At 60.1% G+C, this 23,680-nt stretch carries 17 protein-coding genes and 1 tRNA gene; 2 read left to right on the forward strand and 16 right to left on the reverse strand.

Features of this window, described 5'->3' with window-relative positions; translation table 11 throughout:
- Positions 1-146: 146 nt before the first annotated feature.
- The 15 genes from RWL87_RS02440 to sdhC form a co-directional block, all read right to left on the reverse strand.
- On the reverse strand, positions 147-1,031 hold the full coding sequence (locus RWL87_RS02440) for an HAD family hydrolase (RefSeq protein ID WP_313968782.1): 885 nt from the start codon (positions 1,029-1,031) through the stop codon (positions 147-149).
- 610 nt (positions 1,032-1,641) lie between these two features.
- Positions 1,642-1,715 (reverse strand) — tRNA-Leu (locus tag RWL87_RS02445).
- Between the two features lie 247 nt (positions 1,716-1,962).
- A complete protein-coding gene (locus tag RWL87_RS02450) occupies positions 1,963-3,348 on the reverse strand; it encodes an NAD(P)/FAD-dependent oxidoreductase (RefSeq protein WP_070686238.1) in 1,386 nt (461 codons plus the stop codon).
- A 469-nt stretch (positions 3,349-3,817) separates the two neighbouring features.
- Complete coding sequence (locus RWL87_RS02455; protein WP_313968783.1) at positions 3,818-5,470, reverse strand: S8 family serine peptidase; 1,653 nt, start codon at positions 5,468-5,470, stop codon at positions 3,818-3,820.
- Between the two features lie 63 nt (positions 5,471-5,533).
- Positions 5,534-6,487, reverse strand: a complete 954-nt coding sequence (locus RWL87_RS02460; protein ID WP_070644178.1) for an exopolyphosphatase — start codon at positions 6,485-6,487, stop codon at positions 5,534-5,536.
- 153 nt (positions 6,488-6,640) lie between these two features.
- Positions 6,641-7,240: a DUF501 domain-containing protein gene (locus RWL87_RS02465; RefSeq protein ID WP_313968784.1), complete on the reverse strand. Its 600-nt coding sequence runs from the start codon at positions 7,238-7,240 to the stop codon at positions 6,641-6,643.
- 84 nt (positions 7,241-7,324) lie between these two features.
- On the reverse strand, positions 7,325-7,969 hold the full coding sequence (locus tag RWL87_RS02470) for a septum formation initiator family protein (protein ID WP_294628089.1): 645 nt from the start codon (positions 7,967-7,969) through the stop codon (positions 7,325-7,327).
- Between the two features lie 236 nt (positions 7,970-8,205).
- A complete protein-coding gene (gene eno, locus RWL87_RS02475) occupies positions 8,206-9,486 on the reverse strand; it encodes a phosphopyruvate hydratase (RefSeq protein ID WP_049341512.1) in 1,281 nt (426 codons plus the stop codon).
- 371 nt (positions 9,487-9,857) lie between these two features.
- On the reverse strand, positions 9,858-10,604 hold the full coding sequence (locus RWL87_RS02480; protein ID WP_313968785.1) for a MazG family protein: 747 nt from the start codon (positions 10,602-10,604) through the stop codon (positions 9,858-9,860).
- A gap of 88 nt (positions 10,605-10,692) precedes the next feature.
- Positions 10,693-14,496, reverse strand: coding sequence for an ornithinee aminotransferase (locus tag RWL87_RS02485; protein ID WP_313968786.1), 3,804 nt, complete (start codon positions 14,494-14,496; stop codon positions 10,693-10,695).
- 248 nt (positions 14,497-14,744) lie between these two features.
- Complete coding sequence (locus RWL87_RS02490; RefSeq protein ID WP_294643968.1) at positions 14,745-15,995, reverse strand: amidohydrolase; 1,251 nt, start codon at positions 15,993-15,995, stop codon at positions 14,745-14,747.
- A gap of 242 nt (positions 15,996-16,237) precedes the next feature.
- A complete protein-coding gene (locus RWL87_RS02495; protein WP_005506828.1) occupies positions 16,238-17,026 on the reverse strand; it encodes a succinate dehydrogenase iron-sulfur subunit in 789 nt (262 codons plus the stop codon).
- Between the two features lies 1 nt (position 17,027).
- Positions 17,028-18,791, reverse strand: a complete 1,764-nt coding sequence (gene sdhA, locus RWL87_RS02500) for a succinate dehydrogenase flavoprotein subunit (protein ID WP_049346822.1) — start codon at positions 18,789-18,791, stop codon at positions 17,028-17,030.
- Positions 18,792-18,842: 51 nt separating this feature from the next.
- Positions 18,843-19,328, reverse strand: coding sequence for a succinate dehydrogenase hydrophobic membrane anchor subunit (locus RWL87_RS02505; protein WP_005506820.1), 486 nt, complete (start codon positions 19,326-19,328; stop codon positions 18,843-18,845).
- Between the two features lie 3 nt (positions 19,329-19,331).
- A complete protein-coding gene (gene sdhC, locus RWL87_RS02510) occupies positions 19,332-19,790 on the reverse strand; it encodes a succinate dehydrogenase, cytochrome b556 subunit (protein ID WP_005506819.1) in 459 nt (152 codons plus the stop codon).
- A 346-nt stretch (positions 19,791-20,136) separates the two neighbouring features.
- On the opposite strand from sdhC, the gene RWL87_RS02515 reads away from it, so the two are divergent.
- Positions 20,137-21,246 (forward strand): mannose-1-phosphate guanylyltransferase, encoded by a 1,110-nt coding sequence (locus tag RWL87_RS02515; RefSeq protein ID WP_049346824.1) that lies wholly within the window; start codon positions 20,137-20,139, stop codon positions 21,244-21,246.
- Positions 21,247-21,533: 287 nt separating this feature from the next.
- Positions 21,534-22,955 (forward strand): hypothetical protein, encoded by a 1,422-nt coding sequence (locus RWL87_RS02520; protein WP_399534086.1) that lies wholly within the window; start codon positions 21,534-21,536, stop codon positions 22,953-22,955.
- A 104-nt stretch (positions 22,956-23,059) separates the two neighbouring features.
- Here the strand turns inward: RWL87_RS02520 and RWL87_RS02525 are convergent, their stop codons facing one another.
- On the reverse strand, positions 23,060-23,638 hold the full coding sequence (locus tag RWL87_RS02525; protein ID WP_313968788.1) for a 2'-5' RNA ligase family protein: 579 nt from the start codon (positions 23,636-23,638) through the stop codon (positions 23,060-23,062).
- Positions 23,639-23,680 lie beyond the last annotated feature (42 nt).

Raw genomic sequence — 23,680 nt, forward strand, 5'->3', positions numbered from 1 at the left:
GATTCTGCGCTCACGGGCGCTGTTCGTTACCAGCAAGGGCTTCTAGCAACCTTGCCAGAATATTTCAGGGCGGTGTTTACCTGAGGTTCACCCAGGTCCGCACCGCCCCGTACACAAACGCTTCTGCGTGTCTCTTTGTGATGCGTCTATTGCGAAGCTTCCAAACGATCAAGGAGCTGCTCCAGATACTCCAGAACTGCCTGTTCCTCGTTCGAGCCAATCACCTCGTCAGCAGCATTTCGCACAACCTCCGGGGCGTTAGACATAGCAACGCCCCAGCCCGCGTAGCGGAGCATCTCCATGTCGTTCTCACCGTCACCGAAGGCAAGAATGCCCGCCGGGTCGGCGTTCAGACGCTCGCATAGGTCCTTCAGACCGGTCGCCTTGTTGACACCGGTACGCACCAGGTCAATGGCACCGAAGCCACTCACCATCGGGGTGACGGTCTGCGGAAGAGCCTCGCGCAGGTAGACGCTCAGCTGCTGCGTCTGCTTTGGCGGGGTCAGCAGCGGGAATTTAATGGGTGCACCCTCAAAATCTTCAATAGAGTCAACCATGACCGAGCCGGGGAAGAAGAACGCCGCAAAATCCTCCAGGGTGAGGGTCTCGGGGAGTTCCTGACCGGTGTCTTCAAAATAGCCGCGAATCATGTGCACAATCTGATCGCAACGATCCTTGGGCAGGTAAATACCCTCGGTGGTGCACACCAGCAGACCGATCTGGTCCAGCCCCTGCACTACCTCAATAATGCGCGGGATATCCTCTTCCTCAAAGGGATGCACGGCAAGCTGACCGCTGTCATCGGCGAGGTACGCGCCGTTCTCAGCAATGTAGGTGAGGCCCTGGTCCTCGAAACCGCGCATATAGTCCTGTAGCTTGGCATGGGTATTTCCGCTCGCCACGACGAAGTGGATTCCATGCGCCTGCAGGCGGGGCAGGATGCGCGCGAACCGTTCGGTGTCGAAGGTTTTGGAGTCGGTGAGGAAGGTGCCGTCCATATCGACGGCAATGATGGAGGGTTTAGTCTGCATGCTGTGCCTTTCTGACTCTGCTCCCCCGTTCAGGCAGGGGTGCGTCTGTGGCTGTGTCTCTTTATAGGGTCTCACGTTTTTTGAGCTCCGGAAGACGGTTCGCGGGTGTTTTAGGGCGTGGAGCCCCGTCACAAAACGTCATCTAAACCCCCTGTTTTGCACTCTTTTTCTCCACAAACTAGACTTACTTGAAGTGTAAAACTTTACTTGTCAAGCTTGAAGGCATGAACAACACCACGAAATACAGCGGCGCAGGCAAGTTCTCCATCGACGCGCTCGTGACCGCGCGCCGCAAGTAAGCTTTGAACCGCCTCCTGCCTCCACACATGACCGAGGCAGGCAATCACCTGCAGGTTCACCAGACTTCACCGCCAGCCGTCCTGATTCCGGCAGAGGACGAGCTCTTCTATCCGCGGTGAAGAGAGTGCGCGGAATGCCATAGCCCGCACCGCCACTCCACGATGCCCCCGATAGTATGGGTCGGGGGCATCGCCTTTTCACCCCCACAAAACCCCAGATATGTAAACCTTCAGATACGCAAGCGGCGGCCCCTCCCCCACGGGAAGAGCCGCCGCCCATCTATACCGCACATCTACGCGCGTCTATGCTGTGCCCCCACTGGGACTCGAACCCAGAACACAAGGATTTTAAGTCCTCTGTCTCTGCCAATTGGACTATGAGGGCGTATCCCGAACAGTCCGGGACACAAGTAATTATTATTCCACGAAAACGCACTCGAACCTAAGCGGAAACACATTTCAAGCAGTTCCCCGCACCCTGCCTCAGCAAGCATCATGCAAAAGCACCGGTGGGCGGCTAAGCTAGACAGCTCGCAAGCACCCAGGCGCAGAATAGGCGGTGCAGAAGACTAAGGTCTTCTACACCACCCATTGCTTTGCCTTCAGGGAATATATCCCTAGGTCAGGCTATTTTAGAGCTTTGCCTTCTGGCGTGCCGGTGCAGTACCGGTTGCTTCCTGGAATGCCAGGCGCGGGGAGCGCTGGTGGCGAATCGAGGAGGTGTCGCGACCGAAGATCTGGTTCAGTGCCCAGGTGGTCATAACGCGAACGGTACGCTCGGTGGTGGGGATTGCAGAGCCGTGGTAGCCGCGGTGCATGATCCATGCCAGCGGGCCGCCAATGGTCTTGCCCTTGAAGTTTGCAACGCCCTTCCACAGGCCCAGACCTGCCACAACACCGATGGTCTCGTGGTAGTAGTCGGTCAGGGGCTCGCCGCGGCGAGCAGCCAGCAGGTTCTTAGCCAGAACAACAGCCTGGCGGGAAGCGTGCTGAGCGTTGGGAACGCAGAAGCCGCCCACGCCGCCGCCGGAGAGGTCCGGAACAGCTGCGTTGTCGCCTGCAGCCCATGCGCCCTCAACCACACCATCATCGCCGGTGACACGCAGGTCTGCGCTCACGCGAACGCGGCCACGCTCGTCAATCGGGAAGTCAGTGTTCTTCAGCATCGGGGATGCTGCCACACCTGCGGTCCAGATCAGGGTGTCGGTCTTGATCTCGCCTGCCGGGGACTTGTCAGCCATGTTGATCAGCTGCAGGTTGCCGTCGGTTGCGTCGGAGAGGGAGGTGTTCAGCAGGATCTCGATGCCGCGTGCACGCAGCTCTGCGACGACCTTCTCTGCACGGTCTGCGGGGACCTCGGGCATGATGCGCGGTGCAGCCTCGACCATGACGAAGTGCAGGTCGGAAACGGAGAGACGCTCGTTGCGCTCGACAGCAACGCGTGCCATGTCCTCGAGCTCGGAGATGGTCTCAACACCAGCGAAGCCACCACCAACAACAACGAAGGTCAGGGCACGGCGGCGCTCTTCAGCGTCGGACAGCATGGATGCAACCTCGATGCGGTCCAGAACCCAGTTACGAACGGAGACTGCCTCTTCAATGGTCTTCAGGCCGATAGCGACCTCTGCCAGGCCCGGAATCGGGAATGCGCGGGTCACAGCACCTGCGCCGAGAACGATCTCGTCGTACTTCAGCTCGAAGGGCTCACCGTTGTCGGTGGGCTCAACAACAGCGGTGCGGTTTGCGTGGTCGATGGAGACAACGCGGCCGGGGATCAACTCGGTGTCGCGCAGGTGCTGGCGCAGCGGCACAGTTGCGTTACGGCCTTCCATGGAACCTGCTGCAACCTCGGGGAGGAAGGGCTGGTAAGTCATGTAGGGGTTCGGCTCAACGATGGTGACGACGCCACCGGTCTCCTTGATAGCCTTCTGGATCTTCTTAGCAACGGTGAAGCCGACGTAGCCGCCACCGACGATCAGGACGCGAGGACGGTCCTGTGCCACCTTAGTGAATGCCATTTTGTTACTTCCTAGTCTTCAGGTACCGAGGTTCGGTAGCCCCGGTAGGGTGGTATGTGCAACTTCCGGCTCGTTCCGAAAGCTCCCCTGACGTACAAACGGCCCGCTCTGGAAGTCCTTGCGCAACGCGAAGTGGCTAGCAGCACGAGCCTGTCTATCACATACCTGTTGTCTTCTATTTTACGCCTTTGTTTAGGTAATTTCGCACCTATCGTCCCTTTGAGCTCACCCTAAGTTAAAAGTTTTGAAGATATGAACAGGGTTCATCTCGTGATGTGGGTTACAGTCAAAAATACCCTTTCCGATTTTTTCGCGGTACGTTCGATATTTTCGTTTATTCATACAATCCGCTACCCAAAACACGACCCCCAACAACAAAGCCCGGGACCAACTCAAAAGTCAGCCCCGGGCGAACAGAAGAAGCTCCCACAGAGAAGAAAAGCACCGGCAACCCAGACTCGCGAGAGCCCTAACGAGTCCCCTTTCGGGTACCCTGCTGTGAGCCCGCAGAAACGCGGCGCTTTCCACGATGAGCACCCGGATGATGCGCCGCATCACGAGCCATACGCGCAGCCTGCCCCGCACTCACATGCATCCTATGCAGTCGATGCACCGAACCAGCCGTAATAATCGTCAGCCACAGCGTCAAAGCCGCCAAAATCACCGGCGGCAACCAGCCACGATCCTCCGGAGGGCGACGCGCATCCGGCGCAGCCGCCTTCACAATGCTCTCGCCCTCCTCATGCACCGGCGCAGCATCACTCGGAGTCGGATCACTCACCTGCTGCTTACGATGCACCGCAATCCACTCAGAAATCGAACCCAGCGGATTCGCCGTCACCGTAGGCGCAGGCAAAGCCATCGCATCCTGCGGATTAAACACGCCGTACCCGTACAACGGGTCACGGCCCGTCGCACCAGCATCATCAGCCGAAGCAATCAAACGCTGAGCCAGCTGAGCCGCCGACTCCTTCGGATACTTCTGCTTCAACAACGCCGCAACACCCGTCACCAACGGGGCAGCAGCCGAAGAACCTGACCACAGCATGTACCCATTACCGGGAGCCGCCGCAATCATATCCGTACTCGGAGCAACCACAGCAATCGAAATGCCCTGAGTCGACGACCCCTCAGAAACCTGCTTATTCCGGTCAATACCGCCCACCGTCAACACGCCAGGAATCGTCGCCGGAGCACCAACCTGCGTCAAACCGCTACCGCGGTTACCCGCAGCCGCAACAATCAGCACACCCTTCTGCTCCGCATACGCAAAAGCCTCATCCCAGCTCTGCGGCCAGCTCGTCTTATTCGAACCAATCGACATATTGATAATCTGAGCCCCGTGGTCGACCGCGTAACGCACCGCCGCCGGAATCTGCTCATCAATGCTCTTACCGCCGGTCGTACCCATATTCAGCGAAATCGGCAGAATCTTCGCCTCGGGAGCCACACCAATCATGCCGGTCGGTTTACCCGGCTGGCCCGCAATCGCAGAGTAACCCTGCGTATCGTGACCGTGACCGGCAATCAGAGAAGCAACCTCCGTGCCGTGCATCGGCTCAGCACCCAGGCCCTTCCAGCCGTCCTCGCTACCCACGCCCGAGACATCGGTACCACGCAGAACATTACCCTCAAGATCCGGGTGGGTACCATCCACGCCCGTATCAATTACGGCAACCGTCACGCCCTTACCCGTAGCCTGCGACCACAGCGACGTAATACCATACTCGCGCAGCCAATACTCGCGCTGACGAACATCATCACCATTCGTGGTCGACGTGCCTTTACTCGGAGTTGCCGAAGTCTTCGGAACCGCAGTACCCGACGGCGAAGGAGTCGCCGTCACCTCCCGCTTCGGGCTCGGGGACGCAGAAGCTGAAGGCGTCGGGTCCGTCGCCCAGGCGGCAGGCGCCAGCGGGGTCCACAGCGGCAGAAGAGTCAACGCGGCGCTAGCGCCCAGAGCAGCAACCTTGCGGGCACGGCGAGAAGCGCCTCGATCAGAAACAACCGAGGCGCGCGCACCACATACACGAGACCCAGAAGCAAAAGACGGCGCAACAAACCAGCCGGTCAGGGGCGTACCTCGCCGATGCTCAGAACGAAGATGCTCAGAACGAACCATTAAAACTCCTCAAGCTGAGCCACGCCGTGAACCACCATCGGTTCACGGCGCGAGCGCTCAAGCCTACAGCTGGGACAGAGCGATACCGTCCAGAATGTCGTGCTCGCTGACGGTCACCGAATCAACGGCACCGTCAGTCATCTCATTCAGACGGGTCAAGATGCGGGCGTAAATCGTCGCGCCGGCACCAATCACATCCACCCGGCCGGGGTGCATGTAGCCGAGCTCCTCACGCTCAGTACGGCTCAGCGAAGCCAACCAGCGGGCGGTCTTCTGAACGGTCTCCACGGAGAAGCTCTGAGCGTTAATAGCCTCAGAATCGTAGCGGTCCAGACCCAGGGCGGCAGCAGCCACGGTGGTTGCGGTACCAGCCACAGCCACCACGCGGCGTGCATCCTGCAGGGGCACGGTCTTACGAGCCACCTCAAGAGCCTCATCAGTATCAGCCTCAACGCGAGCAATCTGGGACTCAGTCGACGGGGCACTCATCATGTGACGCTCAGTCAGACGCACACAACCAATATTGACGCTACGGGAAGCCTTCACACCCGACTCGTCACCGAGCACGAACTCAGTCGAACCGCCGCCCAGGTCGAACACCAGGGTGTCGCCATCGCCGTAACCGACAGCGCGCACCGCGCCGGCGAAGGACAGCGCAGCTTCCTCATCACCGCTGATGACCTCGGGCTCAATGCCCAGAATCTCACGGATACCATCCACGAACACCTGGCGGTTACCCGCATCGCGAGTCGCACTGGTCGCCACGAAACGCACAGAATCAGCGCCGTGCTCCTTCAGCAGCTGCGCATACTCACGCGCCGCAGCGAAAGTACGGTCCAGCGCCTCCTGCGCCAGCCAGCCGGTCGCGTCCACGCCCTGCCCCAGACGCACAATGCGCATCTCACGCACCACGTCCTTCAGGACGGTCTTCTCGACCCCGTCCACCACCTCAGTAGTGGAATCAGCAATCAGCAGGCGAATAGAGTTCGTACCGCAGTCAATCGCTCCAACGCGCACGGTGGGTTCCTTTCAGGTCTTCAATACCAATCAGTGCCAAAAGGCAACGCGAGCGCCGCAGGCGAAAATTTTCGCTTTTCGGCGCTCTTTCTTCTATCTATTATGCGCCCGCACCGTCACTGACGACGATGCGGGCGCACCAGAATCAATTATTTAGGCTTCTTCACGCCACGCGGGGTCGCAGGAGCAGACCTCGGGGGTCCACCACTCGGCGATAGCGTCCAGGCCGCGGTCACCCATCGGGTTCACACCGCGACCCACCGACAGGGTGTGGCCAATCACAGCGTGCAGGCACTTCACGCGGGTCGGCATGCCGCCAGCAGAGATGCCGTCAATCTCCGGAACCTCTTCGGTACCGCTGATCAGGCGGATGCGCTCACGCTCAGCCAGGTAGTTCTCGTGCGCGGCAGCGTACTGTGCCGCCAGGTCGGTATCCTCAGCCAGAGAGTCGGTCATCTCGTACATCAGACCGCCCGCCTCCAGACGGGAAGCCGCAGCGGTAATCACCGGATGCGCCAGGTAGAACACGGTCGGGAAGGGGGTGCCGTTGCTCAGGCGCGGCGCGGTAGCAGCCACGAGCGGGTTACCGCACACGCAGCGTGCCGGAATCTCGATCACGTCGCGGACCTTACGGCCCAGCTGCGCGGAGAGAACGCGGATGTCCTGCTCGGTGGGGGTCAGGGTTTCAACAGTTACGCCGAAGCCGCCGGGGGTGCGTGCTTTCAGCTCTTCAATGGTGTTTTCGGTGCTCATAATCCTAAGTTTCTGGAACGAGGGGTCACCTCGTCCACTAATGCCGGGTGCTTGCCTGGGCAGGGTTCCTGCCGGCAGCTGGGGCTAGTTCTTCTCGAGAGAATTCCAAACCTTGGTGGTCCAGGCTTCCTCGGGGGCGTTCTTCGCGTTCGCAGAAGTGCCGTCCGCCTTCGTAGAGTCCTCGGTAATGCCGGTGACAACGTACGGGGTGTCGCCGGGGTTCACGTAGTAGAGGCGGCTACGTGCCTGCTGGCGAACATAGTTGTCGTCGTTCCACCAGGTCTGCTCCGCCTTCAGCTGAGCGTTCTCCTGCTGCAGCTGAGAAATGTGCGTGTTGATTCGCTTAATTTCCCGGTCCTGGTCAATGTAGGTGACCACCGGGTATGCGGTACCGAGCGCAATCACGCCCACCACAACAGCGGTCAAGAAGCTACGGCCGGAGAACATGTGAGCCGCCACGGGGGCGTCGTACCCGCCCTCTTCACGGCCCTGCTGCGCCGCGGCGCGGCGACGGGCACGTTCCTCACGGCGAGCCTGCGCCTGACGTTCACGCTCAGGGTGACGCTGGTTCAAACCCACACCAAAGAAGAGGGCGCTGGCCTTCTTCAACAGGGAGGTGCCAGCTTCCTTCGCGGCGCCACGCGGTTCTTCGGAGGTGGTAGCGCCCTGAGCGGGTTCGGTGGAACTCGTAGAGTGCGACCGGGTCTGCTGGTTTGCTCGCTGGCTCATTGCCCTATCCTTCGTTCCGTTCTGTACCGCTAAACGCTTCCTTCATATTCTACCGGGTTCGGAGGGTTTCCCCGGCGCTATGTTGCAGGCGCTACATGCGGCATCGTGTGGGCTCCACCTCGTGCGCTATCGCCGCTACTAGCCTCAACACAGAGCAGGAGGCGGTGCCACTCCCCTACGGGGTAGCACCGCCTCCTTGAAACCTAACCGCTCACGCGGTCGGATGCTTCAGTAACTTATGCCTTGAAGCGGGGGAAAGCGGACTTGCCAGCGTAAACAGCTGCGTCGCCCAGCTCTTCCTCAATGCGCAGCAGCTGGTTGTACTTAGCAACGCGCTCGGAACGTGCGGGAGCACCGGTCTTGATCTGGCCAGCGTTGGTTGCAACAGCCAGGTCCGCGATGGTGACGTCCTCGGTCTCACCGGAACGGTGAGAAACCATGCAACGGTACTCGTGGCGCTGAGCCAGCTCCATTGCGTCCAGGGTCTCGGTCAGCGAACCAATCTGGTTCACCTTCACGAGCAGAGCGTTAGCTGCGCCCTCCTCGATACCGCGAGCCAGGCGCTCGGGGTTGGTCACGAACAGGTCGTCACCAACGATCTGGACCTTGTCACCAATCTGCTCGGTCAGGGTCTTGTAGCCCTCCCAGTCGTTCTCATCCAGGGGATCCTCGATGGAAACCAGCGGGTACTTAGCAACCAGGTCAGCGTAGTATGCGCTCATCTCAGCTGCGGACTTCTTCTGGCCCTCGAACTCGTATGCGCCGTCGTTGTAGAACTCGGAGGAAGCAACGTCCAGTGCCAGTGCAACCTGCTCGCCCGGCTTGTAGCCAGCCTTCTCGATTGCCTCAACGATCAGGTCCAGTGCAGCTGCGTTGGACTCCAGGTTGGGTGCGAAACCACCCTCGTCGCCCAGGCCGGTTGCCAGGCCGCGGTCGTGCAGCACGGACTTCAGGGAGTGGTAAACCTCAACACCTGCGCGCAGAGCGTCAGAGTAGTTGTCGAAGCCGATGGGAGCAATCATGAACTCCTGGATGTCAACGTTGGAGTCTGCGTGAGAACCACCGTTGAGGATGTTCATCATGGGGACGGGCAGAACGTGAGCGTTCGGGCCGCCGAGGTACTTGTACAGGGGCAGGTCAGCGGACTCAGCAGCTGCCTTAGCAACAGCCAGGGAGACACCCAGGATTGCGTTTGCGCCCAGCTTGCCCTTGTTGTTGGTTGCATCCAGAGCAATCATGGCTGCGTCAACAGCGCGCTGGTCGGAAGCCTCAATGCCGATGACCTCTTCAGCGATTTCTTCGATAACAGACTTCACTGCACCCAGAACGCCCTTGCCCAGGTATACGGACTTGTCGCCGTCGCGGCGCTCAACAGCCTCCCACTCACCGGTGGATGCGCCCGAGGGCACAGCTGCGCGTGCGAAAGCACCGTCTTCGAGCAGAACCTCAACCTCAACGGTCGGGTTGCCACGGGAATCCAGGATCTGGCGTGCGTGAACTGCGGTAATAACAGCCATGAATTGTTCTCCTTATGAGATGTCAAGGATGTGAACGGCTCACCCGGTAGTGGACAAGTCGCGTCCCCTAAATTCTAGCAAAACTCCCACACAAACACACTAGTTGCCACCGCTTTTTTATCGCCTTAATGAAGGTCTCAATAACCCTTAGTCAGGCGCTACAAAGCGGAACAAGACCCACACTCCCCCACATTGGGAGAGTGTGGGTACCTGCTCAAAGCACAACATGAGCCCAAATGCAGGGGTAAGCACCATGAGCATCCTCGCGGCCACCCAACACGACCCCAAACAAACGGAAGGCGCCGCGGAACCTCTTACTCCCTCAGAGAACAGGTTCCGCGGCGCCTCCAAAAGCACATCAGCCGGAGCGTCTAGAAGCTCGGTTCATCATGCGTGTGCTGAGTAATATAGCGGCGAGTGTACGAACGCAGGGCACGCTCCGGATCCAAACCATTACGCTGTGCGCGGCTCACCAACGCAAAGAGCAACTCACCGAATTCCTCTTCAGTGTGCATATAGCGCAGGTCGTCCTCCATGCTCGTAGGCTCCGGCGGCAGAATAATACCCGCCTTACGTGCCTTCACAGCAGTCTTCTCAGCCATAGCGAGCGCCGGCAGATGCGGCGGAATACCGTCCAGCGCGCCACGGTCGCTCTTCTCCTTCTTCTTCAACGCATCCCACGCCGCCTGCTGCTCAGCCGCGGTGCGAGGCGCCTCCGAAGAGTTCTCGGACTCAGCCGCGAACACGTCCGGGTGGCGCGAACGAAGCTTCTGCACCAGACCCTCAACCACCTGCACAATGTCGAAGCCCTGCGGGTTCGCCGCAGCAATATCGGAGTGGAACACCACCTGCAGCAGCACGTCGCCGAGCTCTTCACGTAGCAGCTGCATGTTCGGCTCGCCGCCAGTTTCTACCGCCTCAACAACCTCGTAGGCTTCCTCCACGAGGTAGCGGATCAGGGAGGCATGGGTCTGCTCAGCGTCCCACGGACAACCGCCCGGGGCACGCAACAGCGCCATGGTCTCCACCAGGGTGCCAAAGGCCTCAGCCGCACGGGCGGCGGTGTCCTGAACGTTCTGCACTGCAGAAGCGTCAGGCGTATTAGGGGTATCAGTCATAACAATCTTCCTCATCGAAAAAATGACAAACATAGCACGCCGCGCCGACCCCCACACGGGGAGCCGGCGCGGCGCACCTTACGAGGGTTTAGAGGTTCCAGTGCGACAGAGCGCTCGTCATATGAGCCGGGATCTTTGAACCCAGACGCGGGAACATGCGCAGCTCCTCAACGTAACGTTCAACATCCAGCGGACGCGGGTAGGTGACAAATGCCTGCTCATTCGCATAGTCGAACGCCGCCTGAACCGGCACGCCCGGAGTGAAGGTCAGGCTCATAGCCAGCGGCGAGCCCTCGCCCTCGCTGTACGAGTCGGTCTTCAGCGCCGGAATGTCCAGCAGAGTTTCGGGGATCAGCTCGAAGGTGCGGACCTGCTCCCAGAAGCCGTTGCGACGCACGTGAGTCAGAGCATCGTAGTAGGAACCAAGCGCACGCACGCGAATCAGCACGGTGGTGGCGTCCTTCGCGGTGCCGTTCTCGCCGAAGAGGTGCTCGACGACCGGTGCCAGACGCTGAGCGACCTGAGCCTCAGTCAGAACCAGGTTGCCGGATGCCAGCTGAGTCTCTGAGGGAGCCAGCGGGCTCTGAGCCGCCGCGGAGGGGGTGTCTGGCTCAGCCACGATGGTGGGCAGCTGATTGTGCTCGCTCAGAGCCGACGCAGAGATGCTGGAGGAAAGGCCCGCGGGGGCAGTCTCCGGCAGAGCGGCGGGTGCAGCAGGGGCAGCCTGAGCGGCGGTCTCGGATGCAGGCGCAACCGCTGCGGGAGCCTCAGCACCCTTCTCAGCGGTTTCTTCCTTCGCCTCAGATGCCTTTGCTTCGGTTGCCTTCGCAGCAGCACCGGCGGTACCCACAGCGGCAGCTGCGGCAAGAGCACCAGCCAGGCCCGGAGCCACGGAAGCATTCGCGGTGGCAGGCTCAGCATCTTCCAGAGCGGGTGCCTCAGTGTGCGCTTCAGCGGAAGTAGCGGAGGTCTCCTGCTCGGGCAGCAGCTCAGAGTCATCCAGGAACGCGGGCAGGGCGGGCTCTTCGGTCTGCTCTGCGACCGGCTCCTCTGCTGCTTCTTCAACGGGCTGGGTGCGGTCCAGGGTGAAGGACTCTGCAACCACGGGGGCGGCAGCCTTCGGCTCCTCAACAGCCGAAACTTCCTCAGCGGGTGCTTCCTCAGCCGGTGCGGCAGTTTCCTCAGCAGCAGGAACTTCTTCCTCAGCGTCCAGCTTCTTCTGAGCGTTGGCAACGATGGCAGCCAGGGCGGCTTCCATATCTTCGCCGGTCTCTACAGAGTCCTCGGCAGATACCTCGGATGCCTCAGCGGCGGACTCTTCAGCCTGTTCGGTTTCGGGCTCTACAGTAGCAGCACCGAAGACCGGGTCGTTCTCGTAATCGTGCTCGAATTCAGCTTCAACCGGCGCAAACTCAGTCTGAGCAGGCTCCTCTACGTCTTTCTTCTCCTGAGCGGAGGCGACAGCGGCACCAGCCGCTACGGTACCGGCCGCAGCAAGACCGGCGGCAGCAAGACCGGCGGCAGGCAGCAGACCCGAAGAAGTAGCCTCATCAGCAGTTTCAGCAACGGGCTCTTCAGCAGATTCAACAGCGGCCTCAGCCTCGTTAGCTGCCTGCTTCTGAGCAAGCTCAGCCTCCAGCTCACGCTCGATAGCCTCACGCTCAGCATCAACCGAGTCAACGCGCTGAACAGAAGCTTCCTGAGTCTCCTCCTGCGAGGTAGCCTCAGCAGCCTCAGCGGTTGCAACAGGCTTAGCCTCGACAGCGGCGCCCTCCAGCAGGAAGCTCTCACGAGTGGTCTCGCCGTCCGCCATACCCAGGTACGATGCGTGAACCTCCAGGCCGTCACCCAGGCGCGGGTTCAGGGAGACCGCCGCACGGTTCCAAGTCGCGCCAGCCTGCTGAGCCTCGGTGTACAGTGCCGCCACGGGCGCGAACCAGTCAACACCGGGCACCACAATGCCGGTTTCAACCTCGCGACCGCGGTGCAGCAGACGGTAGTGCATGTCCTCATCTACCTGGCGCAGTTCCAGGCTCATAGTGCCCGAACCGCGGGTACGCATGAGCTCCGCCAGGCCGTAGAGGGCACGCTGCTCCGTAAGAGCGGGCAGGGTCGCTGCGCCCTCTGCGGGCTCGTTCAGGATGATGGACTCGGCAACCAGCTCTGCCTCGTCTTCGCTGAGCTTCTGCTCAGCTTCCTTCAACTCTGCAGCGGGCTCCTCAGCAGACTCTTCACGAGCGGAAGCCTCCTGCTTCTCAGCTTCCTTCTTGTCGATGGCCTCTGCGGTCAGAGCGACGCCCTGAGAGGTGCCCTTCTCAGCCTTCTCCTCAGCCTTTTCAGCCTTTGCGGCGGAGGCAACAGCAGCGGCAGCAGCCACGGGTGCAGCAACAGCGGCAAGAGCAGGAGCTACAGAGGAGCTCTCGGCGGGCGCATCGTCCTCAGAGTCGGTGTCTTCAGTTTCCTCAGATGCAGAGTCCTCAACCTTGGTTTCGGCTACTACCGGCTCGGAGGTTACCTTGTCAGTCTCTTCAACAGCGCTTTCTTCAACAGCGGAAGCGTCAAAGATCAGCTCTGCGGTGTTCTCTTCTTCAGCGTCGAAGTCCTCAGCCTCGAGCGCTTCATGCTTCTCCTCAACGGATACAGCGGAGAGCAGCTCGGTCTCGTCGGAGACCGCGTCTTCTTCCTCAGTAAGTTCAGATGCCAGCAGTTCGGGTGCCTCAACGACCGCCTCAATCGGCTCTTCCTCACCAGCAGCAACAGGCTCTGCAGACTCTTCTACACCTGCGGTAAGGTCAATGGTCTCTTCGGCTTCGAAGTCTTCAGCAGCCTCAGCAACAGGTGCGGGTGCCTCAGAAGCCTCAGCGTCTTCGACAGATTCAGCGGATTCAGCGGACGCGGGTGCCTCAGCAGACTCTGCTTCCTCGGCAGCTACCTCATCAGCAGGAGCTTCTTCAGCAACAACCTTATCGGAGGCGACCTCGCCAAAAGTCTCCTCTTCGCTATCGAGGGTGATGCCCAGGCGTGCCGCATAGGCTGCCGCCAGGTCGTCCAGGCCGGCATTCTGTGCCTCGGTGACGGCGGCACAAGTGCGGGCTACCCTCATGTCTTCTACGGTCAGGGAGTCCTCAGCATCAGCGGGAGCATCCTCAGATGCAGGCTCAGATACAGAATGAGCGTTCTCAGACTTGTTGTCGGTGGGTTCTACAGATGCTTCGACGACCTCATGTTCTTCGCTGTCTTCTGCCTTGCCTACAGTCTCCTCAGCGACCTCAGCGGCAGTATCTTCGGTGTTCTGGGCACGCACAGCACGCAGGTGCTCCTCAAACTGGGAACGCGCATCCTCTGCGGCATCCTTAGGTTCCTCAGCCTCGACAGATGCGTCCTCGGCTTCAGTCTCTTCGTCATCGCGCAGGAATGCGGGGGTAGCGGGCTTAGCAGCCTCAGCAACCGGGGCGGCTTCTTCTTTAACGTCCTGGACCTCAGTAATCTGCTCGACCTCAACAGGCTCCTCAGAATCCTGGGGGAAAGCGCCAAGCGCCGCCAGCAGGCTACGGCGCTCCTGCTCCTCCGCCTGTTCCTCGGTCAGCTCCTCAGCAGCGGAAGATTCTTCAACCTTCTCATCGCCGTGCAGGAGGGCACGCTTGAGATCCTCAACAGCGCGGTGCTCCTCGCTCTGCTCTTCGTCGTGGTTCTGGTGGCGTGCGCTCTCAGACTTCACGAAGCGGCGCAGGGAGTCCTCCCACTGCTGCTGTTCCATAATCTTCTGGCTCAGTCGTGCATTCTTGGGAGCGTCTTCGCTTGTCTGTTCTTTCTGAGCCTTGGCAGTTTCGGCGCTCTGTTCTTCGCGCGACTGTTCATCCAACTTCTTCTTGCCGATTCCAAAGAAGCTCATTGGGTGTCCTCCTCCGGCGTGCGCCGTGTGATGATGCGCTATCTCCTTCATCCCCCGAGGGTGTGTTGGCACGGGATCGGGAACATAACGCAAATGTCCTCATAATCCTTTTAATTCTATCGCGTGCATAGAGTTTCACCCCGTCACTCGGTGAGAGGTAACGGGGTGAAACTTGTACAGCTTTCAAGGCTTGATGCGGCTATATAGTCGTACTTTCAAGCCTGGCTTATAAGCTTTCGAGAAGCTCTTTAGCGTGCCTCATCGCGGATGGGGTTCGCCGCCTTCGCAGCCTTCGCCAGCTCAAAACGGACGGCACGCAGGGCAGTTGCCGCCATGACGCGCACACCAATGCCGATCGCCTGCTCGCTCGGGGCGTAATCGCCCTGGTGCAGATCGTAGGTGGGGTCGCCGGGGGCGCGGGTACCCAGGCGGAACATGGAGCCGGGAACTTCCTGCAGCATCCACGCGAAGTCTTCGCCGCCCATGGACTGCTCGACCAGCACAATGGAGTCCTCGCCCAGTTCGGCGCGGGCTGCGTTCTCGAGCATGGTGGTTTCCAGGTCGGTGTTGACAACCGGGGGCACGCCGCGGATGTGCTCCACTCGCGCCTTCACGCCGAAGGGCACAGCGACCTGCTCGATGACTTCATCCAGCAGGTTGCCCGCCTGGCGCCAAACCTCAACGTCCAGGCAACGCATGGTGCCCGCCAGGTAGCCTTCTGCGGGGATAGCGTTGGGGGCAACACCGGCGCTGACCTGGCCCCATGCCACCAGCACGCCCGAACGCACGTCGGTGCGGCGGGTCAGCACGGCGGGAACCTGTACAGCAATCTGACTCATCGCATAGATGAGGTCTTCGGTCAGGTGCGGGCGGGAGGTGTGACCGCCGTGACCGCTCAGGTGAATCTTCACAGTATCGGAGGCGCTAGTAATCGCACCGATACGGGTACCGATCTGCCCCAGGTCCACCTTCGGGTCACAGTGCAGAGCGAAAGCACGCGGAATGTCCTTCAGCAGACCCTGCGAAATCATCTGCACCGCGCCGCCGGGAAGCTGCTCCTCGGCGGGCTGGAAGAGAATACGGACGCTACGACCCAGCGGGGTCTTCTCGTTCAGTTCGTGCAGTGCCAGCGCCACGCCGAGCATGACGGTCTGGTGAATATCGTGGCCGCAGGCATGCATCACACCGGGCACGGTGGAGGCGTAGGGCAGGTCGGTCTGCTCAACAATGGGCAGAGCGTCAATATCGGCGCGCAAAGCCAGGGCGAAGGGGCCGCTTCCAATATCGACGTAGCAGCCGGTGCCTTCGCAAGCAACGGGGTTCATGCCGGCTTCTCGCAGTCGATTCATGAGGCGCTCGGTAGTCGCCACCTCACGGAAGGAAAGCTCCGGGTTGGCGTGCACTTCGCGGCGGAACTGCACGAGGGTACCCATCATGCGCTCCACCCAGTCGTCAAAGACGGGGGTGGACAAATCGTAGCGAGAATTAGCGAAAACCATACACAGTAGAATAACGCCGCACACCGAGGTTTACCTACCTACTCCCCCTTTCTGACAGCCCTCGAGAATATCTATGACTTTATGACAGATTGTGAAGAGTTTTTGTGTGCCCCGGAGCCCCGATTGATGCTCTGTTCAGCCTTTTCTGCCGGGCCTTTTCTGTCAAACAATTCAAGCCGCCACCCGGTGTGGGTGACGGCTTGAATTGTCAATGCTGTATCAGCTGATACCGCGTGCTCAGATTAGAGCGAGCGGCTCAGGATTGCCTGCTTCACCTCGGCAATAGCCTTGGTGATCTGGATGCCACGGGGGCAAGCCTCGGTGCAGTTGAAGGTGGTACGGCAACGCCATACGCCTTCCTTGTCGTTGAGGATCTCCAGACGCAGGTCGCCTGCATCGTCGCGCGAGTCGAAGATGAAGCGGTGTGCGTTTACGATAGCGGAGGGACCGAAGTACTGACCGTCGGTCCAGAAGACCGGGCAGGACGAGGTACATGCTGCACAGAGGATGCACTTGGTGGTGTCATCGAAACGTGCACGGTCCTCAATGGTCTGCAGGCGCTCACGCTCAGGCTCGTTCGAGTCGTTGATGAAGAACGGCATGATTTCCCGGTATGCCTGGAAGAAGGGCTCCATGTCAACGATGAGGTCCTTTTCGCAGGGCAGACCCTTGATGGGCTCAACGGTAATCGGCTTGGACAGGTCAAGGTCCTTCAGCAGGGTCTTGCAAGCCAGGCGGTTACGGCCGTTGATGCGCATTGCGTCCGAGCCACAAATACCGTGTGCACAGGAGCGGCGGAAGGAGACGGAGCCGTCTACTTCCCACTTGATCTTGTGCAGGGCATCGAGCACGCGGTCGGTGCGGTACATGGTCAGCGGGAATTCGTCCCAGTATGCCTCGGAGGAAACTTCCGGGTTGTAGCGGCGAATCTTGATGACCACATCGTACGTGGGGATGGAATCGGAGTCGCCGCCGGTCATACCCTCAAACAGCTTGACGGATTCCGGTTCGGGGAGTTCGTTTTCAGCCATTTTAGTACTTACGCTCCTTCGGCTCGTAGCGGGTGTAGACAACGGGCTTGGTTTCGAATCGCAGGCCCTTGACACCCTCAAACTCGGATTCGGGGTCGAGGTAGACCATCGAGTGCTTCATGAAGTTGACGTCGTCACGCTTGGGGAAGTCCTCGCGGTAGTGACCACCACGGGATTCCTTACGGTGCAGCGCGCCAACGGACATGACCTTTGCCAGCTCAATCAGGAAGCCGAGCTCAACAGCCTCGAGCAGGTCGAGGTTGAAGCGCTTGCCCTTGTCCTGGATGGAGATGTTCTTGTAACGCTCTTCCAGTTCAGCAATGGTTGCCAGTGCTGCGCGGATGGTCTCGTCGGTACGGAACACCTGCATGTCAGCTTCCATAGCCTTCTGCAGGTCTGCGCGGATAGCGCCGACCTTCTCGGTGCCCTTGCCTTCGAGGATGCCGTTGAGCATGTTGAGAACGCGATCTGCTGCGTCGTCCGGAACGGGTACGAACTCAGCGGATGCTGCGTACTCTGCAGCCTTGCGACCTGCACGCTTACCGAACACGTTGATGTCCAGCAGGGAGTTGGTGCCCAGACGGTTTGCACCGTGGACGGACACACAAGCGACCTCACCAGCTGCGTAGAGGCCGGGGATGGTCTCCTTGCTGTTGTGGTAGACCTCGGTCTCGTTGTTGGTGGGGATACCGCCCATTGCGTAGTGCGCGGTGGGGAACACCGGGATGGGCTGGTGGTGCGGTTCCACTGCCAGGTAGGTACGAGCGAACTCGGTAATATCGGGCAGCTTCTCATCGATGTGCGAGGGCTCCAGGTGGGTCAGGTCCAGCAGCACGTAGTCCTTGTGGGGACCGCAGCCGCGGCCTTCGCGCACCTCGTTCGCCATTGCACGTGCCACGATATCGCGGGGTGCGAGGTCCTTAATGGTGGGTGCGTAGCGCTCCATGAAGCGCTCACCGTCAGCGTTACGGAGAATACCGCCTTCACCACGAGCACCCTCGGTGACGAGAATGCCCAGGCCAGCCAGGCCGGTCGGGTGGAACTGAACGAATTCCATGTCCTCCAGGGGCAGGCCTGCGCGCAGTGCGATAGCCATGCCGTCACCGGTGAGGGTGTGCGCGTTGGAGGTGGTCTTGAAGATCTTGCCACAACCGCCGGATGCGAAGATCACGGACTTAGCCTGGAAGACGTGAACCTCGCCGGTTGCCAGGTCGTAGGAGACGACGCCGGCGGGGCGGGGCTTGCCCTCTTCGTCCTTGACCAGGATCAGGTCGAGAACGTAGAACTCGTTGTAGAACTCCACATTGTGGCGAACGCAGTTCTGGTAGAGGGTCTGCAGAATCATGTGGCCGGTACGGTCAGCTGCGTAGCATGCGCGGCGCACAGCGGCCTTACCGTGGTCACGGGTGTGGCCACCGAAGCGGCGCTGGTCGATGCGGCCTTCGGGGGTTCGGTTGAAGGGAAGACCCATCTTCTCCAGGTCGAGCACAGCGTCGATAGCTTCCTTAGCCATGATTTCTGCTGCGTCCTGGTCAACCAGGTAGTCGCCACCCTTGACGGTGTCAAAGGTGTGCCACTCCCAGTTGTCCTCTTCAACGTTAGCCAGAGCGGCGCACATGCCACCCTGTGCCGCACCGGTGTGGGAGCGGGTGGGGTATAGCTTGGTCAGTACCGCGGTGCGAACTCGCTGACCGGCCTCAATGGCGGCACGCATACCTGCGCCGCCGGCACCGACGATCACTACATCGTACTTATGTACCTGCATGATGTTCTTTCTGTGTTTTAGATGTTTTCGTTTGTCTCGGATACGTCGCCGTTAGCGTGCCGAGCAGAAGCTGGGGAGCAGTTCAGCCGCTGCGCCGGAGGGGCAGGGGTCGAACGCGAAGATGGTGAGGGTACCAACCAGCAGGACGAATGCGCATGCTGCGAAGAGGATGACCTTCAGCCAAACGCGCAGGCGGTCCTTCTCTGCGTAGTCATCGATGATGACGCGGATGCCGTTAGCACCGTGCAGCATAGCCAGCCAGAGCAGCAGCAGGTCCCAGACCTGCCAGAAGGGGTTCGCCCACTTGCCGCCCACGAAGCCGAAGTCGATGGCGTGGATGCCGTCGCCGACCATGAGGTTGGAGAACAGGTGGCCGAAAATCAGCACGACGAGTACGACGCCGGACAGGCGCATACCCAGCCAAGCGAACATCTCAAAGTTGTTGCGCTTGGAGGAGGAGCGGTTGTATTTCACACCGTCGATGCGGTTGTCACGCAGACGGGGTACATAGGTGCGGGGCTTAAGCGGAGTAGCCATAGTTTAGTGACCTCCCATGTGCGAGAAAACGATCGGCAGGTGACGTGCTGCGAAGCCAGCAACGGTGATTGCCCAGAGGAAAAGCACAACCCAGAGAATCTTGATGTGCGTGTAAGTTGCCTTCTGGCTGATTTCGACGTTGCCGTCCTTGTTCTTCGCCTGGATGTGCTCCACGTGTGAGTTGGTTGCCTTACCCCAGAAGTCAATGAGGATAATGCGGATACCGTTGAACGCGTGGTAGACGATGGCGGCGACAAGCGCGGTCTCACCCAGACCCATGATGGGGTTCTTGTACAGGCTCAGTACGCCGTTGTAGGCCTCCGGGGAGATACGCACGACGGCAGTATCCAGGATGTGTACAAGAAGGAAGAAGAAAATCGCGATACCGGTAATGCGATGAGCAACCCAGGACCACATGCCCCAGCGGCCGCGGTAGAGGGTTCCTTTAGAACCATTCAACACTGAATAACCTCCTGCTGCGACGGCGAGCTTCCGGGTTCTGAGGGGTCATTGTGACCCTCAGCTTCCGGGCACAGCTGTGTGCTCACCGACTGCTTTTGTTCGTCTGTTACTTCCAAGATATCAGGTAAATTCACAGCTTATTGACACCCTGTTTAGGGAATTTTTACAGGTTCTAAAAGTGAATTAGGGCATGTTTTTATTACCATATCGCTTACTTCCCTGTGTTTGTGCGGAACTTACCTTAACCTAACCTCAAACATCGCCTAAATGAGAGCCGCCTGACACTTTTTTGTTAAAACCTAAAAGAATTCGATATATGACAAATTGACCCGCTATTCTTGAAGCGATGAATACTGCACTCACTCGATTCCGCCCGCTCATTCCCGCCGGCGGTGTTGGCTCGCGTTTGTGGCCCCTGTCCCGCGCGCACGCCCCGAAGTTCCTGCTCGACCTCACCTCGTCGGGCAATTCTCTGCTGCGTGACACCTACGACCGTCTCATCGATCTCAGCAACGGTTCCGTCATGGTGGTTACCGGCACTTCGCACGCCAATGCGGTTACCCAGCAGATTCCTGAACTGCGGGCCGCTGACCTGGTACTGGAGCCCTCCCCCAAGGATTCGGCTGCAGCTATCGGCTTGGCTTGCGCCATCATCCACCGCCGCGAACCGGACGCTATCATCGGCTCCTTCGCAGCTGACCACGTCATCAGCCCGGTGGACGAGTTCCAGCGCGTGGTGACCGAGGCTGTCATCACCGCGGCAACCGGCAAGATTGTCACCATCGGCATTACCCCCACCGAGCCCTCCAGCGCATTTGGCTACATTCACGCCAGCGAGTCCCTGGGCATCGAGGGTGCACCCAACGCTCACGCGGTGGACACCTTCGTGGAGAAGCCGGACACCGCTACCGCACAGAAGTACCTGGATTCCGGTGAGTACACCTGGAACGCAGGCATGTTCGTGGCACCGGCAGCCCTGATGCTCAAGCACCTCGAGGCGAACGAGCCCGAGCTGTACGCGGGCATCATGGAGATTGCTAACGCATGGGACACCCCCGAACGTGAGACCGTCATGGAGCGCGTGTGGGAGACCCTGCCGAAGACCGCTATTGACTACGCAGTGGCAGAGCCTGCCGCAGCTGCAGGCGACGTTGCAATGGTTCCCGGCTCCTTCAGCTGGGACGACGTTGGAGACTTCGACGCCGTGGCACGCCTGAACACCGAGAAGAGCGGCGAAGAGCTGACCATCCTCGGCGAGAAGGACAACGTCATTAACCACGGTTGCTCCGGCATTGTTGTTGCGAACACCGACCGTAAGATCTCTATCATTGGTCTCGATGACATCGTTGTGGTGGATACCCCCGATGCTCTGTTGGTCGCTCCGCGCTCCAAGGCTCAGGCTGTCAAGGACGCTGTGGGTGAGGTCAAGGCGCGAGGCCTGAACAACCTCCTTTAAGTTTTTAGCCCCGAGTAGGTACGTGAACCCTATTCGAGCAAAAGACACCTCTAGAAACCGGCTCTCTTCTTTTCAGAAGGGAGCCGGTTTTTCCTATGCCCTGATGAGACACTTCGCGGGTCGGTTCAAGGCTTTCGCATAGTGGGGCCGGGAAGGAATCCCCCTTCGAATGAGAAGAGCGCAGGACGCCCTGCAGGCCCGACGCAGACTGCACTTCCAGACTCTGATATGAGCCAAGGAGTAGCTTCTATAGAGAACCATTCTCATGTTAATCTTGGTGCATGCACATGACCCGTAAGTTTTTCCTCACCCGCGCCGGCGCACTCGGCGCAGTAGCCGCCCTCGCCCTGACCGCATGCGGCTCCCAGACCACCCAGAACGCCCAGACTGGCCAGAATACGCAGACCAGCCCCAGCGCTTCTACCTCTGCAAGCGCAACCCCCACACCCATCACCGAGGGCAAGGGCGCGGCAAGCCGCGTCGCCATCACCTACGACGGCGGCGTGCTCGTCTACGACGCCAAGGACATGAAGCTGCTCGCAGACATCCCCAAGGAAGGCTTCTTGCGCCTCTCCGACGCTGGCGATAACCGCCACCTCGTCGTTGCAGACGGCAACAGCTACACCTTCCTGGACACCGGCGTATGGTCCGTAGCGCACGGCGACCACTCGCACTACTACACCACCGCGCCCTCCCTGTCTTCTCTGTCTCTTGCAGCTGACCACACCGGTCACGTCATCAAGGACAACGGCAAGGTTGCGGCCTTCGCCGACGGCACCGGCTCCTTTGCCGTGTACGATCCGGCGAAGCTGACCCACGATAAGCGCACCGCCTCTTCCCTGGAGACCACCACCGTCACCCTGCCGAAGCCGCACCACGGCTTCGCAATCCCGCTGCCCAACGACCAGTACCTGGTAGCGGTCGGCGACTCGAAGACCCGCACCGGTGCCGCTGTTGTGGACGCGCAGGGAAAGACCGTGACCGAGAGCCCCGCATGCCCCGGCGTACACGGTGAAGCTATCGCCAAGGACGGCGCGTTCTCCATCGGCTGCACCGACGGCGCGCTGGTCTACAAGGACGGCAAGTTCACCAAGATCACCAACCCCGAGGACCCCTACTCCCGCTCCGGTAACCAGGCTGGTAAGGCTGATTCCCAGTACGTTCTGGCGGATTACAAGACCGATAAGGACGCAAAGCTGGAGCGCCCGGAGAAGTTCTCCATCATCGACACCGTCGCGGCAACCCGCACCGTCTACTCCCTGCCTTCCGGCGTGAGCTACACCTTCCGTTCGCTGGCTCGCGGTCCCCAGGGTGAGGCGCTACTGCTGACCACCGACGGTAAGCTGCGCGTCTTTGATCCGGCAACCGGCGCCGAGCTGGGCTCCGTACAGCTCATGGAGGCATGGACCGAGTCCGAGACCTGGCAGGACGAGCGTCCGGCGCTGTGGGTGGACGGTAAGACCGCCTACGTGACCGACCCGGCAACCAAGAAGCTCATTGCGGTATCCCTGTCGAACCCGGCAGCACCCAAGGAGCTGATGAGCGTGGAGCTTCCGAAGACCCCGAACGAGATCCTGGGTGTCTCCTCCTCGAACGCTGCACCGGTTGAGGCTGAGGCTCACGGTTCTGAGGCACACGGTTCTGCTTCCTCCTCGGCTTCGGCTGACGCGCACGAGTCCGGCGAGGCTCATGAGGGCCACTCCCACTAGGGCTCTCACGCTGAGATAAACCTAGTGAAAGCATAAAGAGAGATGCGACCGATAACCTATCGGTCGCATCTCTCTGTATGTATGCAGGGTTTATACGCCAGCTACTAACGCAGCGGCAGAACCCCAATTTCTTCCCAGTTCTGCCCGTCGTAGGAGTAGTAATGCAGATGATCCACGGTGAAGGTACGCTGCTCGGCGGGCAGGGCATCAAACACCTCGTGGGCGTTCGCTACCTGCTCCTCTGTGAGCCCGTGCCCCAGGGTCACGTGCGGCACGTACGGGAAGGAGGCCGCACCGGCGCCGAACAGATCAACCAGCTTCCGGTGAATCTGCTCAAACTCGGTCTTGCCCGCCTCCAGGTTCAGATACTCCACCTCGGTCACCGGGCGGAAGGAGTGCACCGAACCCCAACGCGCCTCAAAACGCGACACATCCAGTGCATCGCGGAACTGCGGGGACTGCACCGCAGCCAGCAGCGATTCAGTCAGCTCCGTCAGGTACACAGTCACGTGGGTGCTAATCGGCGCCGCAGCACCGCCAACTACCGTGCGCTTCCACTCTTCCAGGCGCTGAACATTCTCACCGCTCACGTGCGCAATAACGCTCAGGTAACGGTGACCGGGTTTCAGGGTCGGGGACACAGGAGCCGTCGTGGGGCTCGAAGAGTTCTCTTGTGCTGTCATCTCAATCGTGCAGGTAATGCGGCGTCTCAGCCGGGCAGGCTG

The sequence above is a fragment of the uncultured Rothia sp. genome, assembly GCF_963555405.1.
In the GTDB taxonomy this organism is placed as follows: domain Bacteria; phylum Actinomycetota; class Actinomycetes; order Actinomycetales; family Micrococcaceae; genus Rothia.

What these genes read in the sequence shown, in the direction of transcription:
- RWL87_RS02440 (WP_313968782.1), bottom strand. Translation starts at nt 1,031, where the DNA reads ATGCAGACTAAACCCTCCATCATTGCCGTCGATATGGACGGCACCTTC.
- RWL87_RS02450 (WP_070686238.1), bottom strand. Translation starts at nt 3,348, where the DNA reads ATGGCATTCACTAAGGTGGCACAGGACCGTCCTCGCGTCCTGATCGTC.
- RWL87_RS02455 (WP_313968783.1), bottom strand. Translation starts at nt 5,470, where the DNA reads ATGGTTCGTTCTGAGCATCTTCGTTCTGAGCATCGGCGAGGTACGCCC.
- RWL87_RS02465 (WP_313968784.1), bottom strand. Translation starts at nt 7,240, where the DNA reads ATGAGCACCGAAAACACCATTGAAGAGCTGAAAGCACGCACCCCCGGC.
- RWL87_RS02470 (WP_294628089.1), bottom strand. Translation starts at nt 7,969, where the DNA reads ATGAGCCAGCGAGCAAACCAGCAGACCCGGTCGCACTCTACGAGTTCC.
- eno (WP_049341512.1), bottom strand. Translation starts at nt 9,486, where the DNA reads ATGGCTGTTATTACCGCAGTTCACGCACGCCAGATCCTGGATTCCCGT.
- RWL87_RS02480 (WP_313968785.1), bottom strand. Translation starts at nt 10,604, where the DNA reads ATGACTGATACCCCTAATACGCCTGACGCTTCTGCAGTGCAGAACGTT.
- RWL87_RS02485 (WP_313968786.1), bottom strand. Translation starts at nt 14,496, where the DNA reads ATGAGCTTCTTTGGAATCGGCAAGAAGAAGTTGGATGAACAGTCGCGC.
- RWL87_RS02490 (WP_294643968.1), bottom strand. Translation starts at nt 15,995, where the DNA reads ATGGTTTTCGCTAATTCTCGCTACGATTTGTCCACCCCCGTCTTTGAC.
- RWL87_RS02495 (WP_005506828.1), bottom strand. Translation starts at nt 17,026, where the DNA reads ATGGCTGAAAACGAACTCCCCGAACCGGAATCCGTCAAGCTGTTTGAG.
- sdhA (WP_049346822.1), bottom strand. Translation starts at nt 18,791, where the DNA reads ATGCAGGTACATAAGTACGATGTAGTGATCGTCGGTGCCGGCGGCGCA.
- RWL87_RS02505 (WP_005506820.1), bottom strand. Translation starts at nt 19,328, where the DNA reads ATGGCTACTCCGCTTAAGCCCCGCACCTATGTACCCCGTCTGCGTGAC.
- RWL87_RS02515 (WP_049346824.1), top strand. Translation starts at nt 20,137, where the DNA reads ATGAATACTGCACTCACTCGATTCCGCCCGCTCATTCCCGCCGGCGGT.
- RWL87_RS02520 (WP_399534086.1), top strand. Translation starts at nt 21,534, where the DNA reads ATGACCCGTAAGTTTTTCCTCACCCGCGCCGGCGCACTCGGCGCAGTA.
- RWL87_RS02525 (WP_313968788.1), bottom strand. Translation starts at nt 23,638, where the DNA reads ATGACAGCACAAGAGAACTCTTCGAGCCCCACGACGGCTCCTGTGTCC.